The 19,381-nt window shown below is 63.7% G+C and carries 24 protein-coding genes; 13 read left to right on the forward strand and 11 right to left on the reverse strand.

Annotated elements, in window-relative coordinates; all coding sequences use genetic code 11:
* Window positions 1–148: 148 nt before the first annotated feature.
* A complete protein-coding gene (locus tag J5J09_RS06845) occupies window positions 149–1,096 on the reverse strand; it encodes a hypothetical protein (RefSeq protein ID WP_208548925.1) in 948 nt (315 codons plus the stop codon).
* Entirely contained in the window at window positions 1,074–1,586 is a 513-nt protein-coding gene (locus J5J09_RS06850; RefSeq protein ID WP_208548926.1) for a hypothetical protein, read from the reverse strand. The genes J5J09_RS06845 and J5J09_RS06850 overlap by 23 nt, the downstream gene beginning before the upstream one ends.
* Window positions 1,587–1,932: 346 nt before the next feature.
* Here J5J09_RS06850 and J5J09_RS06855 point away from each other — a divergent pair, with 346 nt between their 5' ends.
* Both J5J09_RS06855 and J5J09_RS22825 read left to right on the forward strand, forming a co-directional pair.
* Window positions 1,933–2,745, forward strand: coding sequence for a hypothetical protein (locus J5J09_RS06855; RefSeq protein ID WP_208548927.1), 813 nt, complete (start codon window positions 1,933–1,935; stop codon window positions 2,743–2,745).
* Window positions 2,746–3,442: 697 nt separating this feature from the next.
* Window positions 3,443–4,708 carry a terminase family protein gene (locus J5J09_RS22825; RefSeq protein ID WP_246745929.1) on the forward strand — a complete coding sequence of 422 codons (1,266 nt, stop codon included), beginning with the start codon at window positions 3,443–3,445 and terminating at the stop codon, window positions 4,706–4,708.
* Window positions 4,709–4,904: 196 nt separating this feature from the next.
* Here J5J09_RS22825 and J5J09_RS06865 read toward each other — a convergent pair whose 3' ends face one another.
* Window positions 4,905–5,042 carry a hypothetical protein gene (locus J5J09_RS06865; protein ID WP_208548928.1) on the reverse strand — a complete coding sequence of 46 codons (138 nt, stop codon included), beginning with the start codon at window positions 5,040–5,042 and terminating at the stop codon, window positions 4,905–4,907.
* A 215-nt stretch (window positions 5,043–5,257) separates the two neighbouring features.
* On the opposite strand from J5J09_RS06865, the gene J5J09_RS06870 reads away from it, so the two are divergent.
* From J5J09_RS06870 to J5J09_RS06880, 3 genes are all read left to right on the forward strand, one after another.
* Window positions 5,258–5,869 (forward strand): glycoside hydrolase family 19 protein, encoded by a 612-nt coding sequence (locus J5J09_RS06870; protein ID WP_208548929.1) that lies wholly within the window; start codon window positions 5,258–5,260, stop codon window positions 5,867–5,869.
* Window positions 5,870–6,187: 318 nt separating this feature from the next.
* The gene (locus tag J5J09_RS06875; protein ID WP_208548930.1) at window positions 6,188–6,499 is read left to right on the forward strand and encodes a Dabb family protein; all 312 of its coding nucleotides are present in this window, start codon (window positions 6,188–6,190) and stop codon (window positions 6,497–6,499) included.
* Window positions 6,500–6,705: 206 nt separating this feature from the next.
* A complete protein-coding gene (locus tag J5J09_RS06880; protein WP_208548931.1) occupies window positions 6,706–7,860 on the forward strand; it encodes a phage portal protein in 1,155 nt (384 codons plus the stop codon).
* A gap of 3 nt (window positions 7,861–7,863) precedes the next feature.
* Here the strand turns inward: J5J09_RS06880 and J5J09_RS06885 are convergent, their stop codons facing one another.
* Window positions 7,864–8,745: a phosphatase PAP2 family protein gene (locus J5J09_RS06885; RefSeq protein WP_208548932.1), complete on the reverse strand. Its 882-nt coding sequence runs from the start codon at window positions 8,743–8,745 to the stop codon at window positions 7,864–7,866.
* A gap of 285 nt (window positions 8,746–9,030) precedes the next feature.
* Here J5J09_RS06885 and J5J09_RS06890 point away from each other — a divergent pair, with 285 nt between their 5' ends.
* Window positions 9,031–9,357, forward strand: a complete 327-nt coding sequence (locus J5J09_RS06890) for a DUF6107 family protein (RefSeq protein ID WP_208548933.1) — start codon at window positions 9,031–9,033, stop codon at window positions 9,355–9,357.
* A gap of 83 nt (window positions 9,358–9,440) precedes the next feature.
* Here the strand turns inward: J5J09_RS06890 and J5J09_RS06895 are convergent, their stop codons facing one another.
* The 5 genes from J5J09_RS06895 to J5J09_RS06915 all read right to left on the reverse strand — a co-directional run bounded on the left by J5J09_RS06895 (window position 9,441) and on the right by J5J09_RS06915 (window position 12,951).
* Window positions 9,441–10,526 (reverse strand): MerR family transcriptional regulator, encoded by a 1,086-nt coding sequence (locus tag J5J09_RS06895; RefSeq protein WP_208548934.1) that lies wholly within the window; start codon window positions 10,524–10,526, stop codon window positions 9,441–9,443.
* Between the two features lie 158 nt (window positions 10,527–10,684).
* The gene (locus J5J09_RS06900) at window positions 10,685–11,113 is read right to left on the reverse strand and encodes a VOC family protein (protein WP_208548935.1); all 429 of its coding nucleotides are present in this window, start codon (window positions 11,111–11,113) and stop codon (window positions 10,685–10,687) included.
* 158 nt (window positions 11,114–11,271) lie between these two features.
* The gene (locus tag J5J09_RS06905) at window positions 11,272–11,814 is read right to left on the reverse strand and encodes a hypothetical protein (RefSeq protein WP_208548936.1); all 543 of its coding nucleotides are present in this window, start codon (window positions 11,812–11,814) and stop codon (window positions 11,272–11,274) included.
* A gap of 164 nt (window positions 11,815–11,978) precedes the next feature.
* Entirely contained in the window at window positions 11,979–12,359 is a 381-nt protein-coding gene (locus J5J09_RS06910) for a hypothetical protein (protein WP_208548937.1), read from the reverse strand.
* 91 nt (window positions 12,360–12,450) lie between these two features.
* Entirely contained in the window at window positions 12,451–12,951 is a 501-nt protein-coding gene (locus tag J5J09_RS06915) for a hypothetical protein (RefSeq protein ID WP_208548938.1), read from the reverse strand.
* A 629-nt stretch (window positions 12,952–13,580) separates the two neighbouring features.
* On the opposite strand from J5J09_RS06915, the gene J5J09_RS06920 reads away from it, so the two are divergent.
* The 6 genes from J5J09_RS06920 (at window position 13,581) to J5J09_RS06945 (ending at window position 17,589) form a co-directional block, all read left to right on the forward strand.
* Complete coding sequence (locus tag J5J09_RS06920; RefSeq protein ID WP_208548939.1) at window positions 13,581–14,273, forward strand: HK97 family phage prohead protease; 693 nt, start codon at window positions 13,581–13,583, stop codon at window positions 14,271–14,273.
* A complete protein-coding gene (locus tag J5J09_RS06925; RefSeq protein ID WP_208548940.1) occupies window positions 14,270–15,520 on the forward strand; it encodes a phage major capsid protein in 1,251 nt (416 codons plus the stop codon). The genes J5J09_RS06920 and J5J09_RS06925 overlap by 4 nt, the downstream gene beginning before the upstream one ends.
* A 536-nt stretch (window positions 15,521–16,056) precedes the next feature.
* Window positions 16,057–16,626, forward strand: coding sequence for a hypothetical protein (locus tag J5J09_RS06930; protein WP_208548941.1), 570 nt, complete (start codon window positions 16,057–16,059; stop codon window positions 16,624–16,626).
* A 2-nt stretch (window positions 16,627–16,628) separates the two neighbouring features.
* On the forward strand, window positions 16,629–16,964 hold the full coding sequence (locus J5J09_RS06935) for a phage head closure protein (RefSeq protein WP_208548942.1): 336 nt from the start codon (window positions 16,629–16,631) through the stop codon (window positions 16,962–16,964).
* A gap of 14 nt (window positions 16,965–16,978) precedes the next feature.
* Window positions 16,979–17,197, forward strand: coding sequence for a hypothetical protein (locus J5J09_RS06940; RefSeq protein WP_208548943.1), 219 nt, complete (start codon window positions 16,979–16,981; stop codon window positions 17,195–17,197).
* A complete protein-coding gene (locus tag J5J09_RS06945; protein WP_208548944.1) occupies window positions 17,197–17,589 on the forward strand; it encodes a DUF3168 domain-containing protein in 393 nt (130 codons plus the stop codon). Before J5J09_RS06940 ends, J5J09_RS06945 begins: the two co-directional genes overlap by 1 nt.
* A 9-nt stretch (window positions 17,590–17,598) precedes the next feature.
* Here the strand turns inward: J5J09_RS06945 and J5J09_RS06950 are convergent, their stop codons facing one another.
* Complete coding sequence (locus J5J09_RS06950) at window positions 17,599–18,783, reverse strand: MFS transporter (RefSeq protein ID WP_208548945.1); 1,185 nt, start codon at window positions 18,781–18,783, stop codon at window positions 17,599–17,601.
* 160 nt (window positions 18,784–18,943) lie between these two features.
* Here J5J09_RS06950 and J5J09_RS06955 point away from each other — a divergent pair, with 160 nt between their 5' ends.
* Window positions 18,944–19,207, forward strand: a complete 264-nt coding sequence (locus J5J09_RS06955) for a hypothetical protein (RefSeq protein ID WP_208548946.1) — start codon at window positions 18,944–18,946, stop codon at window positions 19,205–19,207.
* Window positions 19,208–19,225: 18 nt separating this feature from the next.
* Here the strand turns inward: J5J09_RS06955 and J5J09_RS22945 are convergent, their stop codons facing one another.
* Window positions 19,226–19,354, reverse strand: a complete 129-nt coding sequence (locus J5J09_RS22945; protein WP_281436213.1) for a hypothetical protein — start codon at window positions 19,352–19,354, stop codon at window positions 19,226–19,228.
* Window positions 19,355–19,381: the final 27 nt, after the last annotated feature.

Here is a 19,381-nt window from a genome sequence, read left to right on the forward strand (position 1 = left end):
CCTAAGTTGCGGCAATCCAACCGTCGAAAGAGATCGGATATTCACAACCATCAGACGCCTTTCGCAGCCAGCTGAAGTCGCTTTGGCACACCGACGAACGTCAGTTGAGCGCCATCAAGGGAAGTTCTGTTCCAGGAAGAAATGCCGTTCAGGGCGTCATCAGTTCTGGTTCACTAGGTTCTCGGAGGGCTACGAGCTCAAATTTTCTTTCTACAGTCTCCGTCGCATATCTAGTTGTTTTGCTTTCCAAAATGTGAGCGTCATATACTCGATTTACTGTAAAGCGACGATCTCGCGGAAATTCTTTCGACAATGCGCCGGCGAAATCCTCCCCGTCCGGAACCGTCAATCTGAACCTACCACTCTTAACATCCATTCCTACCAAAACACCGGCAACGTGGTGATGTATGGACTGAACGTCGGAAGTTCGACCAATTATTTCGACAATCTGCTCCATTTTCTCACGAGTGATCACCTCGCCGAGAAATCTTCCATCGGATCTACGCCATTTCAAATCGGTCGAGAAGCCACCATTCACATTACTCGCCGACCACTCATAAACACGCTTCAACACTGGCATACCCAGCGCCTTCGCAACGTCCCTCACATCGTCTTGATCTGATATTTCGACCACCTGGAATAGCGCGTCGATTGACGCGTCCAGTGAACCGTCAAACAGCGTTTTCGTGCTCGGAACAAATAGCATAACGCCTAATGACCCGCTGTAGGAGTATCCAAACTCTAAAATACTCTCCCTCAGGGCTTCTGCTCCGATAACCGATTTTAGCTTTGGGCCATTCCTAACTGCATCGTGTACCTGGCTAAACAGGTTCTGGAAATGCAACATGGATTGTGAAACCCACGTCAAAGCGTAGGGACGTTGGTCAACAGGAACAAGCCGATAGTCGCAAACTTCAACATGGTCGCTTTCGGCTATAGCCAGCACGCGATCTTGAGCTTGCCGGGCCATCTTGCGTGCCGCCGCCAGATTGACATGCAAGTGACGCGCATCAGGATCGCGTAGCAACGCCTCTTCAATTTGGGTCACGACGGCAAAGGCTTGCCGCGCTCGTTCAACTGCGGATGCGACAGCCAATTTTTGTCTCCCACAACCTGAAAACGACGTAACCCTTGGTCCATGCTTCGCTGTTTTCGATGCCGTAGTGGTTGCTCATTGTGGCGACATCAATGGCGGAGCCAAATAGAGGATGATCACGAGGGTATCTCACGATAGCCAAACTGTCAACATTTTCAAATAAATAGCTCGTATTTATCTGATCTATTAAGTCGTTTTGAATCTGACTTAAGGAGGTGCTTATGTCAAAATCGTAAGTCAGCAAAACATCTACATCATTTGGATTTGGCTTTTCTGTGAGAAAGCTGCCATCAATCGCCAAGTCACCCAAAATATTGTTTGTTAGCAGTAATTGAATAAATTCTTCGAGTTGCTGGTATAGCTTTAACCGAGCTGATTGATAGCCGGCAGAAAACCGGTCTACGACGAGTGATTTGACTTCTGGCAAGCTTAGATAATGAGCGCCGGGCGCCAAAAGTGGTGGATAATCGTACTTCCTCCCCTCCGCCATAGAAACGCCCCCCACGCAACTTAAGCGCTATTTATATAGCTACACTAGCATTTACTTAAAATTGATGCAAAGTCAAAATAGGAAAAAATTCCTTGACGGCGTCACGGTGTTTTGGTAGGGTTTGGATATGGTCGGGAAGTTGCGCCTAAGGGCGGGCCTTCTGAGGTTTGTGGGGCTCGGGGGACCGGGCCTTTTTTCATTGGGTGTCGGACCTGAGCGGACCCCCTCTCTTGGAATTTCTAGCACTTAGCCTGCGGCTAAGATGCTGAAATTCCATTCTCCCCCGCCAAGGGGGAGATACGGCGGCGCATCCCATTCCAACCATTCTTTTCTCATGGAGGTTTCCATGCGCATCTCTTCACTGGACGAGGCGGGCGAGGTCCTGCTGTCGGAATTGTTGCCCGGAGAGCGGGCGGGGCCGGCGGGGTGGGAGATCGAACGGATCGGGCCTGAAGGCGTCGGCCCGCCCGTCGACCGGCGATGTCTGCGGCTCGCGGGCAGGGTGGTGCTGGAGCTGAAGTCGATGGAGGCGGGGTCTCCCGTCGATGCGCTGTCCGGCCTGCTGGACGAGCTGACGGCGGAGATGGGCGAGCAGTTTCGGGTGTTCCGCAAGCTGCGCGCCGATGCCGAGGCGGGGCTTGGACCGGAGGATGACGATGGTGACGCGGGTGGCAACAAGGCTGGCAGGAGCGGCGGGTCCGGATCGGCCGGCGGCGGGGCGGCGGACGTTGCAGGCGCTGCGCCGAGGCCCGACGGCAAGACGGCGCGGGCCGACATCAAGGGCGCGACCGACGCCATGTCGCTGATCGTCCGCACGCTGGAAAAGATCGACAGCCTGAAACGCGATATCGCCCGCGACCGGGCGGCGGCGGACCTGCTGAGGGCCGAGGAGGAAGACGATGCTGATATTGTCGACCGGCTGGCGAAGCTCATCGATGCCAGGGCCAACGAGCGGGCCGAGGAACGGGCCCGCGACCTGGTCCAGCGCTGGCGTGATGGCGACGGCGTTGCCGGTGGTGATGGCTGGAAAGGCGGCGCGGGCGGTGACGGTGGCGGCACCGGCGCTTTCGGAACCGGCCCGCCGGGAAAACCGGGAGATGCGCCGGCGCCGGGAGGCGGGGGAGCAGGCGATTGCGGAACTGGTGCTTCGGCAGGTTGAGGGCATGTCGGATGATTATGGCCGGCGTCTGACGGCTGTCGCCGACAAGGCGCGGCAGAGGATCACGGATGCCGGCATCGAGGCGAAGGTGGCGATCGGGGGTGGCGACAGCAGCCCCTCATCCGGCTGCCGCCACCTGCCTTTCGCTTGTGCTCCAGGCGTTCATTGCTGCAATCGATTCACTGGATCGATTGCTCCGCTTCGCGGACCGCGCCTCACCCCCGTGAGCGGGGAGAAGGGGCAGGAGGCGCCGGCTTCCCGCGACAGCGAGGCAGACCCGGCTTCCTCCTCTCCCCGCTCGTGGGAAGAGGGCTGGGTGAGGGGCGGAAACGAGCCGGAGCGGCAGACGGAGACGGAGCCAACTCAGGCGGAGGATTCGGCAGGCACTACGGCAACGTGTGACGGGGAAGCCGCGTCCACCGCTGAAGAACCCCACCCCGACCCATCCCGGCAAGGGGAAGGGGCTTCGGCCGCGGCTTGCCGTGGAGGCCCCCCTCTGCCCTGCCGGGCATCTCCCCCACATGGGGGGAGATCGGATGGGGCGGGTGATGGCGGGCAGAATGACCCTGCCTCTGGAGACGGGCAAGCCGACGCTTCGTCTTCCGGGGGGAGATCGGATGGGGCGGCTGGCGACGGGCAGGCCGACGCTTCCTCTTCTGGGGACGGTGGTCCGGAGGCCCGGCAGACTTGCTCTGTGATGATCGCGCTCCCGGCGCTCGGCCTTTCCCTGCCGAAGGCGCAGGTGGTGCGGGCCTTGCGCGACTGGAGGCTTCTGGCGCGCGATAGCCAGAGGCCGCCGGAGGGCGACTGGCGGCACTGGCTGCTGATGGGCGGGCGCGGCTCGGGCAAGACGCGGGCCGGCGCCGAATGGGTGCAGGCGATGGCAAGCGCCGGGCGGCGCTCGGATTTGCGGATCGCGCTGGTGGCGGAAACGCTGGGCGATGCCCGCGAGGTGATGATCGACGGTCTCTCCGGCATCTGCAAGGTGGCGGGGGCGGCCGCACCCGAGGTGGAGATCACCCGGCGACGGCTGGTCTGGCCGAACGGCGCGGTGGCGCAGATCTTTTCCTCCGAGGACCCGGAAAGCCTGCGCGGGCCGCAGTTTCACCTCGCCTGGTGCGACGAGATCGGCAAGTGGAAATACGCCGAGGACACCTTCGACATGCTGCAGTTTGGCCTGAGGCTGGGCGACGCGCCAAGGCTGGTGGCGACGACGACGCCGAGGCCGGTGCCGCTGATCCGGCGGCTGGTGAAGGACCCGGGCACGGTTACGACGCGGATCTCGACGCTCTCCAATGCGCCGCATCTGGCGCCGGGCTTCATCGCCGCCATCGAGGCCCGCTACGGCGGGTCGCGGCTGGGGCGGCAGGAGCTCCTGGGTGAGCTGATCGAGGACCGCGAGGACGCGCTCTGGCGGCGCGACCGGCTGGAGGCGGTGAGGGTCCGCCAGCACGGGGCGCTGAGGCGCATCGTCGTGGCGGTCGATCCGCCGGCGGGCGCGGGCGCGGCGTCGTGCTGCGGCATCGTCGTGGCCGGCATCGAGGAGACAGGTCGCGCGGTGGTGCTGGCCGACTGTTCGGTCGAGGGCAAGAGCCCGGCCGGCTGGGCGGGTGCTGTCGTGCGCGCCTTCAAGCGGTTCGAGGCCGACCGGGTGGTGGCGGAGGCAAACCAGGGCGGCGACATGGTGGCGGCGACGCTCGCGAGCGTCGAGGCCGCGCTGCCGGTGACCATGGTGCGGGCGACGCGGGGCAAATATCTCCGCGCCGAGCCGGTGGCGGCGCTCTACGAGCAGGGCCGCGTGGTCCATGCCGGCGCCTTTGCCGAACTGGAAGACCAGATGTGCGATTTCGGCCCGGACGGGCTGTCCTCCGGCCGCTCTCCGGACCGGCTGGATGCCTTGGTCTGGGCGCTGACGGCGCTGATACTGACGGGAAGAGGGGAGCCGAGGGTAAGGGGGCTTTGAGCGGCGCGACGGCGGTGCCACGGGTTCCTTCTCCCCGCGTGCGGGGAGAAGGTGGCGGCAGCCGGATGAGGGGGCTTTGAGGTGCGTTTTCGGCGGCAGCGGGATGAGCGGCTTTGCGGAAAGGCGCAGGGCCAGACACCGCGCATGAAAAAAGGCGCGCCGGGTGGCGCGCCTTCTTGTGTTCCGGATGGAACGATTACTTGGAAGAGGCCGTCTGCGGCTGCCGCATCTGGCGCCATTCCGACTCCATGCGCTCGATGACATGGGCCGGGATGGTATTGGCCGCATTGCTGTTTGCAGCAGACTTGGTCTCGGTGCTCAGCTTGATCTGCATGGTGTATCTCCCTTCATGGACGCGCTCTAGAACGCCACATGACGCGGAAGGTTCCACAGAGTTAAGTCTTTGTAAATATCGTCTTAACCCGGTTTAAACGATTGAATTTAGTTAAACCGATTTAGATCAGCAGGAAAATTTCGGGGTGGTTAATCGCGGGCGGCCGGACGCCGTCGGCGACGCCCCGTCGCGCCATCAAACAAGGGGAAAACGGAATGACCATGATGTCGAAAGCGTTCTTCGATGCCGTCAGGCGCGACCCGTTTCCGGGGCGGCTGAGTCGCGGTCAGGTGGCCGGCATGACGGAAATCGCCGCTGCCTGGGAGCGGCTGGCGGCGGGCGAGGACCCACGCGGGCTTGCCTACGGACTGGCGACCGCCTTCCACGAGACGGCCGGCACCATGCAGGCGGTGCGCGAGACGCTGGCGAAGACGGATAGCCAAGCCGTGGCGCGGCTCGACCGGGCCTATGCGGCCGGACGCCTGCCGCAGGTGAAGCGGCCTTACTGGCGGCCGGACGGCGAAGGCAAGACCTGGTACGGGCGCGGCCTGGTGCAGATCACCCACAAGTCGAACTATCAGCGGCTGTCCGAGGCGACGAGGCTCGACCTCGTGACCGATCCCGACCGCGCGCTCGACCTGGAGGTGGCGGCGACGGTGCTGGTGGTCGGCATGGTGAAGGGGCTCTTCAGCGGGCGACGGCTGGGCGAGTTCTTCAACGGGACCGCCGAGGACTGGAGGGGCGCGCGGCGGATCGTCAACGGCACGGACAGGGAGGACCTGGTGGCGGGCTATGGGAAGGCGTTCTGGCGGGCGATGGCGGCTTGATGGCGCCGCTCATCCGGCTGCCGCCACCTTCTCCCCGTTCTGACGGGGAGAAGGGATTCGTGGCACTGGCGGTGCTCCATCCTCCCGGCCGGCCTTTCGCTCGGGCTCAAGGCGTTCGTTGCTGCAATCGAGTCACGGGATCGATTGCTCCGCTTCGCGGACCGCGCCTCACCCCCGCGAGCGGGGAGAAGGGGCCGGCAGGCGGATGAGGGGCAGGTTCCGACAGGTTGAGCCCGTCGCGCGGTCGTGCTAACCGGGAGGCCCTTCCCGTGGCCGGCCGCTGCCGGCGTTTCCAAAAGTGCCTGCCGGAGATCACAAGTGATCCGCCATATCGTGTTCTTTTCCGTGCCCGAGGGCGGCGATATCGAGGCCGTGCGCAATGGCCTGTCGATCCTGACGGGCATTCCGCATGCGACACGGCTGGAGATCGGTATGTGCCAGAAATCCGACCACTTCGACCAAAGCGTCGACCTCGTGGTCTACGGCGAGTTCGAGGACGAGGCGGCGCTGGAGGCCTACCGGGCGCATCCGCTCTATAAGGAGTCCATCGACCGCGTGCGGCCGCTGCGCGAACTGCGCATCGCGGCGGATTATCACGTGGCGAGCGCGGTGACGGAGCGGGTGGGGTAGGGAGCGCGGCTAAGTTTTCGGCGGTTGCCCCTCATCCGGCTGCCGCCACCTTCTCCCCGTAGCCACGGGGAGAAGGGGCAAGTGGCACCGCCGGTGCTCCATCCTCCTTCTCCCCGTCAAAACGGGGAGAAGGTGCCGGCAGGCGGATGAGGGGCTGCGGCGCTGCCTCCTGGACACACAATCCCATCTACCGAAAGGATCATCCGATGAGACTGCCTTTCTGGCGGCGGCGGGAGCGGCTGCGCGATGAACGGGTGCCGGGGGCGACGAAGGCGCTGGGCGCGCTCGCCTGGCTGACGGGCGAGGCGACGGGGAAGAGGACGGCGGCGACCTATGGGGCGTTGGCGCGGGCCGGCTTTCTCGGCAATCCCGTCGCGCATCGCTGCGTGCGGCTGGTGGCGGAGGCGGCGGCGAGCGTGCCGTGGCTCGTCTATCGCGGCGAGACGGAGCTCTCCGGCCATCCGGTGCTGGAGCTGATGCGGGCGCCGAATGCGAAGACGGCGGGCGTGGATTTTCTCGAGGCGCTGTATGGCCAACTGCTGATCTCGGGCAATGCCTTTGTCGAGCCTGTGCGGCTGGGCGCACGGCTGGCCGAACTGCATCTCCTGCGTCCCGATCGAGTGAGCGTGGCGGAGGGGCGCGACGGCTGGCCGGTGGGGTACGACTACCGGGCGGGCGGCACGACCAGGCGGATACCGGCGGACGGCGAGGGGGCGCTCCTACATCTCAAGCTCTTCCATCCGCTCGACGACCACCTGGGCTTTCCGCCGCTGGGTGCCGCCATCGCGGCGCTCGATCTTTCGAACGCGGCGGCGCGCTGGAACAAGGCGCTGATCGACAATTCGGCCAGGCCCTCCGGCGCGCTGGTCTACCAGCCGAAGGAGGGCGGCAATCTTTCCGTCGACCAGTACGAGCGGCTGAAGAGCGAGCTCGACGACGGCTATTCCGGCGCGATGAACGCCGGGCGGCCGCTGCTCTTGGAAGGCGGGCTCGACTGGAAGGCGATGGGGCTTTCGCCGCGCGACATGGATTTCGAGGCCGCGAAGAACGGGGCGGCGCGCGATATCGCGCTCGCCTTCGGCGTGCCGCCGATGCTGCTCGGCATTCCCGGCGACAACACCTATGCCAATTACCAGGAGGCCAACCGCGCCTTCTGGCGGCTGACGGTGCTGCCGCTGACGGGGCGGACGGCGGAAGCGTTTTCCGGTTTTCTGGCGGGTGCCATGGGCGAGGCGTCCAGGCTGCTGCCGGATCTCGACCGGGCGGCGGGGCTTTCGGTCGAGCGCGACGCGCTCTGGGCGCGGGTGGGGGCGGCTACGTTCCTCACCGACGCGGAGAAACGCGCGGCGGTGGGGTACTGAGCCTTACGCCTCTGACGGCCGGGCGGTGCCTGCCGGCTGGCGCAGCGGATAAAGCCGGGCAAACGAGCGGGCCAGACGCGCGGTCGACAGGCGGGCGCGGCGGATCATGCGCTGGCGATGGTCGCGGAGCGCGAAGCCGAGGCGGCTCAATTCCGCGTCGAGCTTGACGTCGCAGGAGGCGGCACCCGGGCGGACATAGATCAGGTACCAGAGGCCGACCGAGAGAATTCCCATCAGCGCGGCGGCGATCAGCGTGTCCGACAGGAAATGCGCGCCGAAGGCCATGCGGTTGAGCGCGGTGGCGGCGACGAAGGCGGACAGCAGCACGAACACGCAGCGCCGCCAGACGACGGGCACGAAGAAGGCGAGCGGCACGAGACAGGCGACGACGGCGACCTCGCCCGAGACGAAGGACCGGTCGTCGAAGAAATCGCCGCCCAGGCTCCAAGCCGGCACGAAGAGATCGGCGCCGCCGAGCTCGGTGACATTGCGCGGGCGCGGCCGGTCGAAGAGAGGCTTCAGGATGCCGTTGACGAGCAGCGCCGGGCCGAGCAGGAAGAGGCTGGTGAAATAGAGCGTGAAGCGCGGCGCGAAGAGGGAGGGCCGCGACGGATAGACCAGCTTCAGGATCAGCCCCGTGAGCAGCACGATCGACAGCGTCAGCGGGAAATACTGGCCGATGGCGCGGAAGGTTTTGAGCGCATCCATCTCGCTTGCCGGAAAGCCCTGGCCCTCGACATAGAAGAGCCGCGCGATGGCGAGATCGATCTGCGGAAAGGCCGAAAACAGCAGGGAGATCGTGACCGTGACCAGAGCCGACAAAAGCAGCGGCTTTTCCCACACAGTACCGCGCGGCGCGCGACCGGCTTCCACGAAATAGACCATGTCCGTCCCCCGACAGTGAACATCGAAGCGAGATAAGGCGAGGACTGTGAAGCGCGTGTGAAGCCCGGATGTCGGATCGATGACATTTGCGGGGACAATCGCCGCCGCGCTTGAATCGACACATGAAGTCGCGGAATCGTGTTGCGAGGAAATGCCGCCAAGCGGTTCAAAAGACAGGATGAAACCGGCGCCGCCCGCCCTTGGGGAAAAGGCGGGTGTCCGAGCCGCCCCGCCGAACCGGCGCCGGTCTCATGCGAATCATCTTAATTAGATAAGGTTAATAAAATGGCCGATTTCACCCCTGACGGCGGGCTCTGGACCGCGCGCCTGATCGGCGCCGTGTCGGGCGCCGCGATCTCGCTCGCCTACTTCTTGCCGAAGGACCGGCAGGAGGCGGCGGTGCGCTTCCTGACGGGGGTGGCGACCGGCATCATCTTCGGCGGCCCGACGGGCCTCTGGATCGCCGCCCGGCTGGAGGTGGCGGCGACCCTGTCGGCCGTCGAGATCATGCTGATGGGCTCAGCCTCGGCCAGCCTCTGCGCCTGGTGGGGGCTGGGCGTGCTGGCACGGATCGCGGGGCGATGGGGCGGGGGGAAGGGTGCTGGGGCGTGAGGGGCTGTAGGAGCGCGGTGGCCGCTATAGGGCTGAAGCGGTCACGGCCGCCGGAAGTAGGCCGCTGAACTCCCTGGAGGTACTCAGTCTTCTGGAGACTTCTGATAGAACAGGCCGCTGACCTTCTGGTCGTCATTCAAAATGAAGCTCCAATAGAGATGGCCGTTATCGAAGGCAGCTTCATACAAATCCCATCCTTGCTCTGTAACCTTCTTGAACTTCAGATCGCGAAGTGTACCCATCCCCCTAAGGAATGGCCCCGCGGTCTCCGATTGCTCTCGTGCGATGCAGGCAAGCTCAGGAGTCATTAGCTTGTAGTCAGGCTCGCCAAGCAGGTCCTGGATCACCAACCGCAATAGAGCTTCGCCATTCTCGATTGGTTGATTCTGAGCAATCCTGTCTGCAAACGCGCGCTCCAAAGCGATCCCGCGTTCTGGTTCGATCCGAGGCGCATCATGGTCAAAACCATACTGGTGGAGAACAAGGCCAGTTACTTCTCGGCCATGCTCGCGGACGAACGTGATTTGCGCCTGGACCGCCCTATAGAAGAACTGGTCGACATCTTCGGGGAAGATTTCAAGCTCGGGCTGGCCGGATATCCGAGTGAGGAGCCGACCGTCGCGGTTTGTGACGACGTAGGCAAGGTGATCCAGGGCATAATATCCCTCATAATCAGCATAGAGGGCGGGCTCGATCTTCATCTCTTTTCGTGGCCTTGCCTGGTCGTAGCGACGCCAGGCAATGTCATCGAGTGAGGTGTCGGTCATCAGTGTATCCTTTGCCAGTTGCAGGAGTTCTTCGACAGATATGGAGACGCCCGCGGCGGTCTTTGCTCTGAGCGCATCGATGATGGCGAGACTGTGCTGAGTTCGCGCGAGCCGTTCCCGTAGGGCAAGGTTCTGCATGTGCAGCATACGGTCGAGATCGGCGGCTTGCCCAGCCAGCAGCCGCGCGATGTGCTGCAGACTGAGGCCCAGCCGCTTCAACATAAGGATTTCGTTCAGCCGAGCGATTTCGCGGGCTCCGTAGAGCCGCCAGTTCGCGTCTGTCCTGCGGGGATGAATGAGCCCGGTTTCCTCATATAGCCGTAAGGCGCGAACCGTTAGGCCAACACGTTTCGCGCATTGCGCCGCAGTCAGCCATGTATCTTCCAGAATGTCATTCCGCATGGTGGCTCCCAAATGGTCTTACCTGATCTAAGGTATGACGTTGGGTACGGTTCAAGCAGAAATTTATAAGCTTTCGCGGCGGCGGCCGTGTCCGCTCCTTGCGCAAATTAGCCCCTCCGGCTCTGGCTGTCAGCCCACTATTAGCCCAACCTCGAACTCTAAAAATCGATCGTCACGGAGGGAACGTTGCGCCGGCCTTCGCCGTGGTAGACGGCTTCGATATCGTTTCCGTCGGGATCGAGCACGAAGGCGGCGTAGTAGCCGGGATGATAGGCCCGCTCTCCGGGCGCGCCGTTGTCACGTCCGCCGTGGGCGAGCGCCGCGCGGTGGAAGGCATCCACGGTGGCGCGATCCTTCGCCTGGAACGCCAGATGATGCCGCCCCGTCAACAGACCGAGCGCTGCCGGGCTTTCGGCCGGGGAGACAACGAGTTCGGCGGCCCAGAAATAGCCGTCGGCTGTGTCGACCGCCGGGATCTCCAGAACGGCCAGAACGGCGGTGTAGAAATCACGGGCGGCGGCGAGGTCTTTGACCACGAGCTGGATGTGATCGAGGAGGCGGCCACGGTGGAGTTGGGTGGTGTGCATGGGGGGCTCCGGTGGGAGGTGGGGAGATTGGGTGTCGAAACAATTTGCCGTCGGTTTGAGAGCGCGCTCATGCGTGTTTAAGGCTCAGCTTGCTGCGAGCGGGATGTCTGACGTGGGGAGCCAACGGACAGCCTTAGCTCGTTGGTATTACTCCAAGTTCATGTTGGCGCTTCAATCTTCCTATAGATGATCTCCGACTCGTTTTTCGGTGTTTTCTCGCCGCGAGCTCGGACTTGAAGTGTGTTCAGGATAAGCATGTTCGCTAAGAGGACTACGCACAGAGTGAAGCGAGTTCGCCCGGGGGCGTCCGCAAGATAGCCCGTAAGAGCAACGGTGAGCTTCGCAACCTCGGCCCCGATTGCTGCGTCGCTGAAGTCCATATCGAGATGGTGGTGCGCGACACGGTTACGGATTTCCCCCAAAGTCACGAGGTTTCCGTGAGCCGATTTCGGTATGAGTCCTAAGACATAGCAAAGGTCTGTTCTTGCTCTAAAGCCACCAATGGCTCCAGACGGCTGCAGAAGCCTCTCGGACGTGCTTCCGTCAAGAAAATGGGCTTCAAGCAGCGACTTTAGGCATGCATCCAGAAAGCCAGTGCCTATGAGGATAACGGCTAAGTCCTTCTCATCGTTCAAGGCGTCGTAGAGCCTTGCGGTTTCCTCGCTCAACTGCTCAACGGGTATTTTTGCGATCTTTGCCAAATGCGCCTCCCTCTTCAAGCAGAGTAGCAGCCCGTTTGTCAGACCCCAAGTTCTGACTCACGCTCACCGCTTGGATAGCGCGGCGCCATGGACTTCCTCATGCGGGCATGCCTATCGACCGGTGGTCTCTTTCGGTTTTATAGCATAACTGGGAAACGCTAATATCAGCGCACCAGCGCATGCTTCACGAAGTTGAACATCCAAATGTTTGCGTAGACAGCGCCTAGGAGCCCCATCCAAAGTCCTGGAAGCGGCCAACCCTTGGTCTTGAACCACTGGCCCAGGATGAACGGCAGAGCGATCCCGTTTACAAAGCTGCAGGCAAAAGCGATGTTGTATGCGACAATCGCGCAAGCCCAGATCAGCAGATCAAGCAGGGGAGTGTTCCACACATCCGGCAGGATCGACTGCGTGGCCCAAGCCCTCGCTTGCAAAGATATCCTAACTCCCCATGCCGTAAGCCAGAATAGCCCGATATGCGCAACGACGAAGTAGAGCATTCCAACATCTGAAATCTTGAAGAACAGCCTTACATCGAAACGCATTTCAGGCCTCCTTTCCCAACGATAACGGCCCGAACGTTAAAGGCGATGCGGCGAATGCCGAGGGGATACTGGGGTGTGCAACCTAAAACCATCAGGAGTTTCCCCGTCCCACCCGCCGGCTGACGAACAGATTCCCGACGACGAGGTAGAGGAAGAGGCTCAAGATCGGGATGTTGATGAGCGTCAGGATAGAGACGGCATTGCTGGTGCAGGCGCGCGAGACCTCGATCGGGCTTAAGATATAGTACGAACTGTCCTTCGTGATGCCGAAGACGGCGATTGCGAGCACGTTGAAGAAGAACACGAAGGGCAGGCCGGCCCGATTGTTCCGGTAGCAGAGGATGATGCCGGCGACGGCCAGGGCGATTATGGGCCAGATCAGCCAGCCGAAGATGACCCGGTTCGACCAGAGAAGTGAGACCAAAATATCGCTGCATTCGCTGATGATGCCGCCCCGATAGGGCAGGGGCAGCACCGACAGGTTTTCCGCGTTTGTCACCGCATAGCCGAAGGCGAGGATCTGCGCTGCGAGCGACAGGAAGAAGGCCGAGGCGGGAAGCCGGCTGACATGGCCGTAGATATCATGCTGCATGGGGCCACTCCGTCGACGATAGAGTAGGTGTGCGGGTGGAAAGTTAACGTTAGGTTGAGGGTGACTTAGAGATATTTGCTCTGCCGTCGCATTACATGATCGCCCCTCATCCGGCTGCCGCCACCTTCTCCCCGTTCTGACGGGGAGAAGGGACTCGTGGCGCGGGCGGCGCTCCATCCTCCTTCTCCCTGTTGAGACGGGGAGAAGGTCCCGGCAGGGGGATGAGGGGCGGGTTTGTCGCTACCGTCATCCGCTACCCCAAACCCCCTCACTTGGAATTTTTAGCACTTAGCTGACGCTAAGATGCTCCTTGCCCTCGCGCGACGACGCGCTCGGGCCTTCGTTCGCTGACATCGATTCACTGGATCGATGTCTGACCTGGCGGTCACCGCTCCGAAGTCTCCCCCACCAAGGGGGAGAAGTCGCGGCCTCGTTAGCGCCCCACGGCCCCTCATCCGGCTGCCGCCACCTGACCGGCCTTTCGCCTGTGCTCAAGGCGTTCGTTGCTGCAATCGATTCACTGGATCGATTGCTCCGCTGCGCGGACCGCGCCTCACCCCCGCACGCGGGGAGAAGGGACTCGCGGCACCGCCTTCCCAAATCCCACACCACATCCTCAGGAGATTCCCATGACCCTGTTTCGCGGGCGGTTGGCGCTCGATCGGACGTTTGCGGAGCTGTCGCTCAAGGGTGTCGGGGGCGACGGGCGGTTTTCGGGGTATGCGTCGATCTTCGACAAGGTGGATCTGGGGCGCGATGTGATCGAGCCCGGGGCCTTTGCCCGGTCGGTGGCGACGCGCGGGGCGGGCGGCGTGCGCATGCTCTACCAGCACGATCCGAACGAGCCGATCGGCACCTGGATCACGATCCGCGAGGATCATCACGGGCTCTATGTCGAGGGCCGGCTGACGCCGGGCGTGGCGCGCGCCGACGAGGTGCTGGCGCTGATGCGGAGCGGGGCGCTGGACGGGCTGTCGATCGGCTTCCAGACGGTCAAGGCCAAGAGCGACCGGCGCGGCGTGCGCCATGTGCTGGAGGCCGATCTCTGGGAGATCTCGGTCGTGACCTTCCCGATGCAGCCCGAGGCCCGGATCGTCAACGTCAAGCGCGCGCATTTCTTCCGCGACCGCGAGACCGAGCTGGTGCGCGTGATGCGCTGCGCGGCGAAACGCCTGGCGGAGGCGAAGTTTTCCAAGAGCGGAAAGACCGGGGGCGGAAAGAGCCCGAGTGGAAAGGCGATGACCCGGAGAGCGCGGAAGAAAACCGCTGTGACCGGACCATGGACGACGAGACGATCAACCCGAGAGAGGACGATGCGATGAGCGAACTGACGATGACGGGCGCGCCGGAGATGAAGGCGCTGCCGGAGACGGTGAAGGAGGCGTTCGACGAGTTCATGACCGCCTTCGAGGCGTTTCGAGAGGCCAATGACGACCGGCTGGAGGAGATCGAGAAGAAGCTCTCCGCCGACGTCGTGACCCGCGACAAGGTGGAGCGCATCAACAAGGCGATCGACGAACAGTCGAAGCTGATCGACCAGCTGGCGCTGAAGAAACTGCGGCCGCAGCTCGGCCGTTCCGGCGGCACGCCTGACACTATCGCCGAGCACAAGGCGGCCTTCGACGCCTATGTGCGCCGTGGCGACGAGGCGGGCCTGCGCGAGCTGGAGGCGAAGGCGATGAGTGCCGGAACGCCGGCCGATGGCGGCTACCTGGTGCCGGAGGAGACCGATGGCGAGATCGGCCGCAGGCTGGCTGCGATTTCGCCGATCCGGGCGCTTTCGACGGTGCGGCAGGTCTCGGGCTCGGTCTTGAAGAAGCCGTTCGCGCCGGGCGGCATGGCGTCCGGCTGGGTGGCCGAGACGGCGGCGCGGCCGCAGACGGCGACGCCGGAGCTCGCCGAGCTCTCCTTCCCGACCATGGAGCTCTACGCCATGCCGGCGGCGACGCAGACGCTGCTCGAAGACGCGGCCGTCGATGTCGAGGCCTGGATCTCGGCCGAGGTGGATACGGCCTTCGCCGAGCAGGAGGGCAGGGCCTTCGTTTTGGGTGACGGGGTCAACCGGCCGAAGGGCTTTCTCGCCTATCCGAGCGTGCACGAGGCGGGCTGGACCTGGGGCAATCTCGGCTTCCTGCCGACGGGGGCGGCCGGCGGCTTTTCCGCGTCCGGTCCCTCGGACGTCTTGATCGACGCGATCTACGCGCTGAAGGCCGGGCATAGGCAGAACGCCGAATTCGTGATGAACCGCAAGACGCAAGGCGAGATCCGCAAGTTCAAGGACGCCGACGGCAACTACCTCTGGCAGCCGCCCGCCACCGCCGGCGGCAGGGCCCAGCTGATGGGCTTTCCGGTGACGGAAGCGGAGGACATGCCCGACATCGCCGCCGGATCGCTCTCGATCGCGCTCGGCGATTTTCGTTCGGGCTACCTGGTGGTGGATCGCACCGGGGTGCGCGTGCTGCGCGACCCGTATTCGGCCAAGCCCTACGTGCTGTTCTACACGACGAAGCGCGTCGGCGGCGGGGTGCAGAATTTCGAGGCGATCAAGCTGGTGAAGTTCGCGGTGTGAATTGTGACCCTATGAGGTGCGCCTCGAGCGGCTCTGCTTAATCTGCCGCAAAGGCTCATTCTATGGAGGCAAGCTCTTTGAGCTGCTAGCTTCTCTGGATCATAGCAAAAAGGTTATCCAATAGAAATAAAGGCTCGCCTGCATGTACAGGCGAGCCTCATGAAAAACTTTTTGGCTACTTCAGTGCGTACAATGCGAGGAAAAACCCGGCTATAGTAGCAATGTTAGCGAATATCGCCAGCCAAAAAGAAATCTCCGCCATTAAGCGGCGCATATCCTAACTGTGACCATGGCTCACACTCCGTTTGTATTTTTGATATTGCCACGATCTTTTGTAAGTTCAAGGGTTGCCACACAATAATTTCTCAATTTTTCAGGTACGGGAGCGTCTGTGGCGGACCCCCTCACTTGGAATTTCTAGCACTTAGCTGGCGCTAAGATGCTCTTTGCCCTCGCGCGACGACGCGCTCAGGCCTTCGTTCGCCAAGGGGGAGAAGCGCTTGCTCCCAAACCACCCCACAACAAAGGAAACCCCCATGATCTATGCCCAGACCGCGGCACCCGCGGTGGAGCCGGTGACGCTTGGCGAGGTGAAGGCGCATATGCGGATGGAGGAGGGGCAGGAGGATGCCTTTCTGACGGCGCTAACAGGCATTGCCCGCAGCCATCTCGAACACACGACGGGACTGGCGCTTGTGAGCCAGGGCTTGCGCCTCTATCTCGACCGTTGGCCGACAAGCTGCATCGTCAGGATCGGGCGCGGGCCGGTGCGGAGCATCGAGGCGGTGACGGTGTATGACGGCGACGGCGCGCCGCAGACGGTGCCGCTTGCCGGCCACTGGCTGGACGGATACGGCCGGCCGGCGCGGCTCTGGCTGCCCGATCCGCCCGCGCCGGGACGCGCGGTGAACGGCATCGAGATCGATTTCACCGCCGGTTACGGCGAGAGCGGCGCCGACGTGCCGGCCGAACTGAAGCGGGCGATGCTGATGCATGTGGCGCTGATGTTTTCCTATCGCGGCGCCGTCGCCCCCGCCGACCAGCCGGCGGCGATCCCCGACGGCTACGACCGGCTGGTGGCGCCCTATGCGCGGCGGGGGCTCTGACCATGGGACTCATCGACTTCGATCCCGGCCAACTCTCCGCCCGGCTTGCGCTGGAACGGCCGGTGGCCGCGCCCGACGGGCAGGGCGGCGCGGCGGTGACATTCGAGTTCGTCGCCCATGCCTGGGCGCGGATCGAGCCTGTCACGGTCGTGACCGAGGAGCAGGCGGGGGCGGAGACGGTGCGGCTGACGCACCGGATCTGGCTCCGGCCCCGCGAGGGGCTGGCCTCCGGCTGGCGGCTGGCGAAGGGTATCAGGCATTTCCGGGTGAAGACGCTGCACGATCCCGACGAGACGGGCCGCTGGCTGGTCTGCGGCTGCGAGGAGGAGGGCCGATGAAGGCGGCGCTGACGATGACGGCCACCGATCTGGCGCGGGCGCTCAGGCGGCTGGCGGAGGCCAGGGTGGCGGAGAGGGTTTTGGCGGCGGAGGCCGGCGAGGCCGATGCTGCGGGTGGTTTGGCGGGGGCGCCTGTTGAGCCGCGCCTAGAAGGCGGGAGCCGGAAGGTGCGGAGGCGCGGGCCGGTTGTCGGCTCCGGTGGCCGGGTGACGGCGGGACGGGAGAGCGGGTGATGACGGCGGTGAACGAGGTGCTGTCGGCGGTGTTTGGCCGGCTGATGGCGGATGCGGGGATAGTCGCGCTGGTGGGGGGAGAGATCCACGACCGCCGCCTCGACCGGATCGCCGCCCCCTGCCTGATGCTCTCGACCGTGGAGACGCGGGATTATTCCACTGTGGAGGCGGACGGGCTGGAGATTCTGCTGACCTTCGAGGCCTGGTCGGCGACCGGACGGCGCGAGGCGGAAGAGATCGCCGGCGCCGTTAGGGACGCTTTGCACGGCGCGGACCTTTCCCTGCCGACGGCGCGGCTGGCGAGCCTGACCCACCAGCGGACCACGAGCCGGCGCGCGGCGAAATCGGCGATGTATGTCGCAGAGGTGCGGATAAGGGCGGTGATCGGGTGACGGGGTGGATTACCGCACCTGCCGCCGGATAAGCGACAGGCCGGCGAGCGCCGCGAGCGTGATCAGGCAGAGGCCGGCGCAGTAGACGAGGAGGGCCGTGGCGCCGCCGCGGTCGAGCAGGAAGGTGGAGACGACGGGGGCGGCGGCCATGGCGAGATTGGCGGGCAGCGACAGGTTGGCGGAAATCCGCGCATAGCGGCCGGGCGAGAAGAAGCCGAGCGGCAAAAGCGCCCGCGACAGGGCCGACACACCGGAGCCGAAACCGTAGCAGGCGACAAAGGCAAGCAGCAGCCACGGCTCTCCACCCGAAAAGGCCAGGATCGGCAGGGCGGCGAGCATGAGAATTGCTGCGGCATAACCGGTGAAGAGCGGCGAGGCGCGGCGGCCGGCCACCGTATCGATGGCGCGGGCGGAAATGCCGAAGACGGACCGCAGCGCCCCGAGCTGCAGCGCCAGTTCCGGCGTGGCGCCGGCTTGGGTGATGAGCTCGATCAGCGACGGCGCGATGCCTGTTGTGACGAGATTGAAGGCGATCGAGACGATGGCGATGAGGAGGAGCGCGCGTTTCGCCTGGGCGGGCGAAAACGCGAGCGGCTCTTCCTGCGAGGCCGCCGTCGCCTCGGCGGTGGCGCCGCGAATGGCGGGCAGGCCGAAAAGATGCAGCGGCACGAGCGCGCCGATATGGATGAGCGCCGAGACGGCGAGCGTCCAGCGCCAGCCGAACCAGTCCTGGCCGAGCGACAAAAGCGGCCAGCAGACGGTGGCCGACAGGCCGGTGAAGATCATCAGGATGCCGATCGCCCGCTTGGCATCGGGGCCCTCGCGCTCGACGACGGCGGCGTAGCAGGGGACCGACAGACCGAAGGCGCTGCCGAAGCCGATGACGAGCCAGGCGGCGAAATAGAGGATCGGGCCGGTGGCTGCCGCCATCAGCAGGAGGCCTAAACCGAACAGCGCCGAGCCACAGGCAAGCACACGGGCGGCGCCCAGCCGCTCGACCAGGCGCCCGGTTGTCGGGCCGGCAAAGGCGGTGACAAGCATCATGACGGTGAGCCCGGCAAACGCGGTCTCGTTCGCCATCGACAACTCCGCCGCGATCATGCGACCGAAAACGCCCGGCATGTCAAAGGTCGTGCCCCAGCCGAGGATCTGGCTGAGCGACAGCGTGGCGATGAGACGAAGGCGGGGCGGCATGGAGGATATCCGGAAGGCGGGGATAGAGCCTTAGCCGGAGAGGGGCGAGTCGGGCAAGGTGGGGTATGCTTCGGCGCCCGGAATGAGGTTACGGTGAATTTGCGCGAATTTTAGATTTTTGCGCAACCCAAAGTAAGCATTCCTCAGCCATCATCCGGCGATGGACAAATTCGCGCTTCTTGTCGGATTGTTGATGACCACGGTGTTTATGGCCACCGGCGGCTACACCTTGCTGCCGCGCGAATGGTATGATCCGTCCTGCGACATCAAGGGCAATATCTCGATCAATTCCCGCGAGAAGATTTACCACGTGCGCGGCCAGGAGAATTACTTGGCGACGAACATCCTGCCCCAGTACGGCGAACGGTGGTTCTGCTCCGAAGAGGACGCCGTGGCAGCCGGTTGGCGCAAGGCAAGACGCTAACGGTATCCCGCCGTTCAATCAGTCGAGGCTCGCGGTCATGACAGGGTCGGACTGCGAGAGCAGCGCCGAGGCACCGTGGATGAGCGCGATCCAGGCGATCCCTGAGATCGCTGATGCGGCGAGTATCGTGGTGAGGCGAAGCGACATGGTTTCCTCCCTTGGTTCTCCTCCTGC

Origin of the sequence: Ciceribacter sp. L1K22 (assembly GCF_017599385.1) — a bacterium.
In the GTDB taxonomy this organism is placed as follows: Bacteria; Pseudomonadota; Alphaproteobacteria; order Rhizobiales; family Rhizobiaceae; genus Allorhizobium.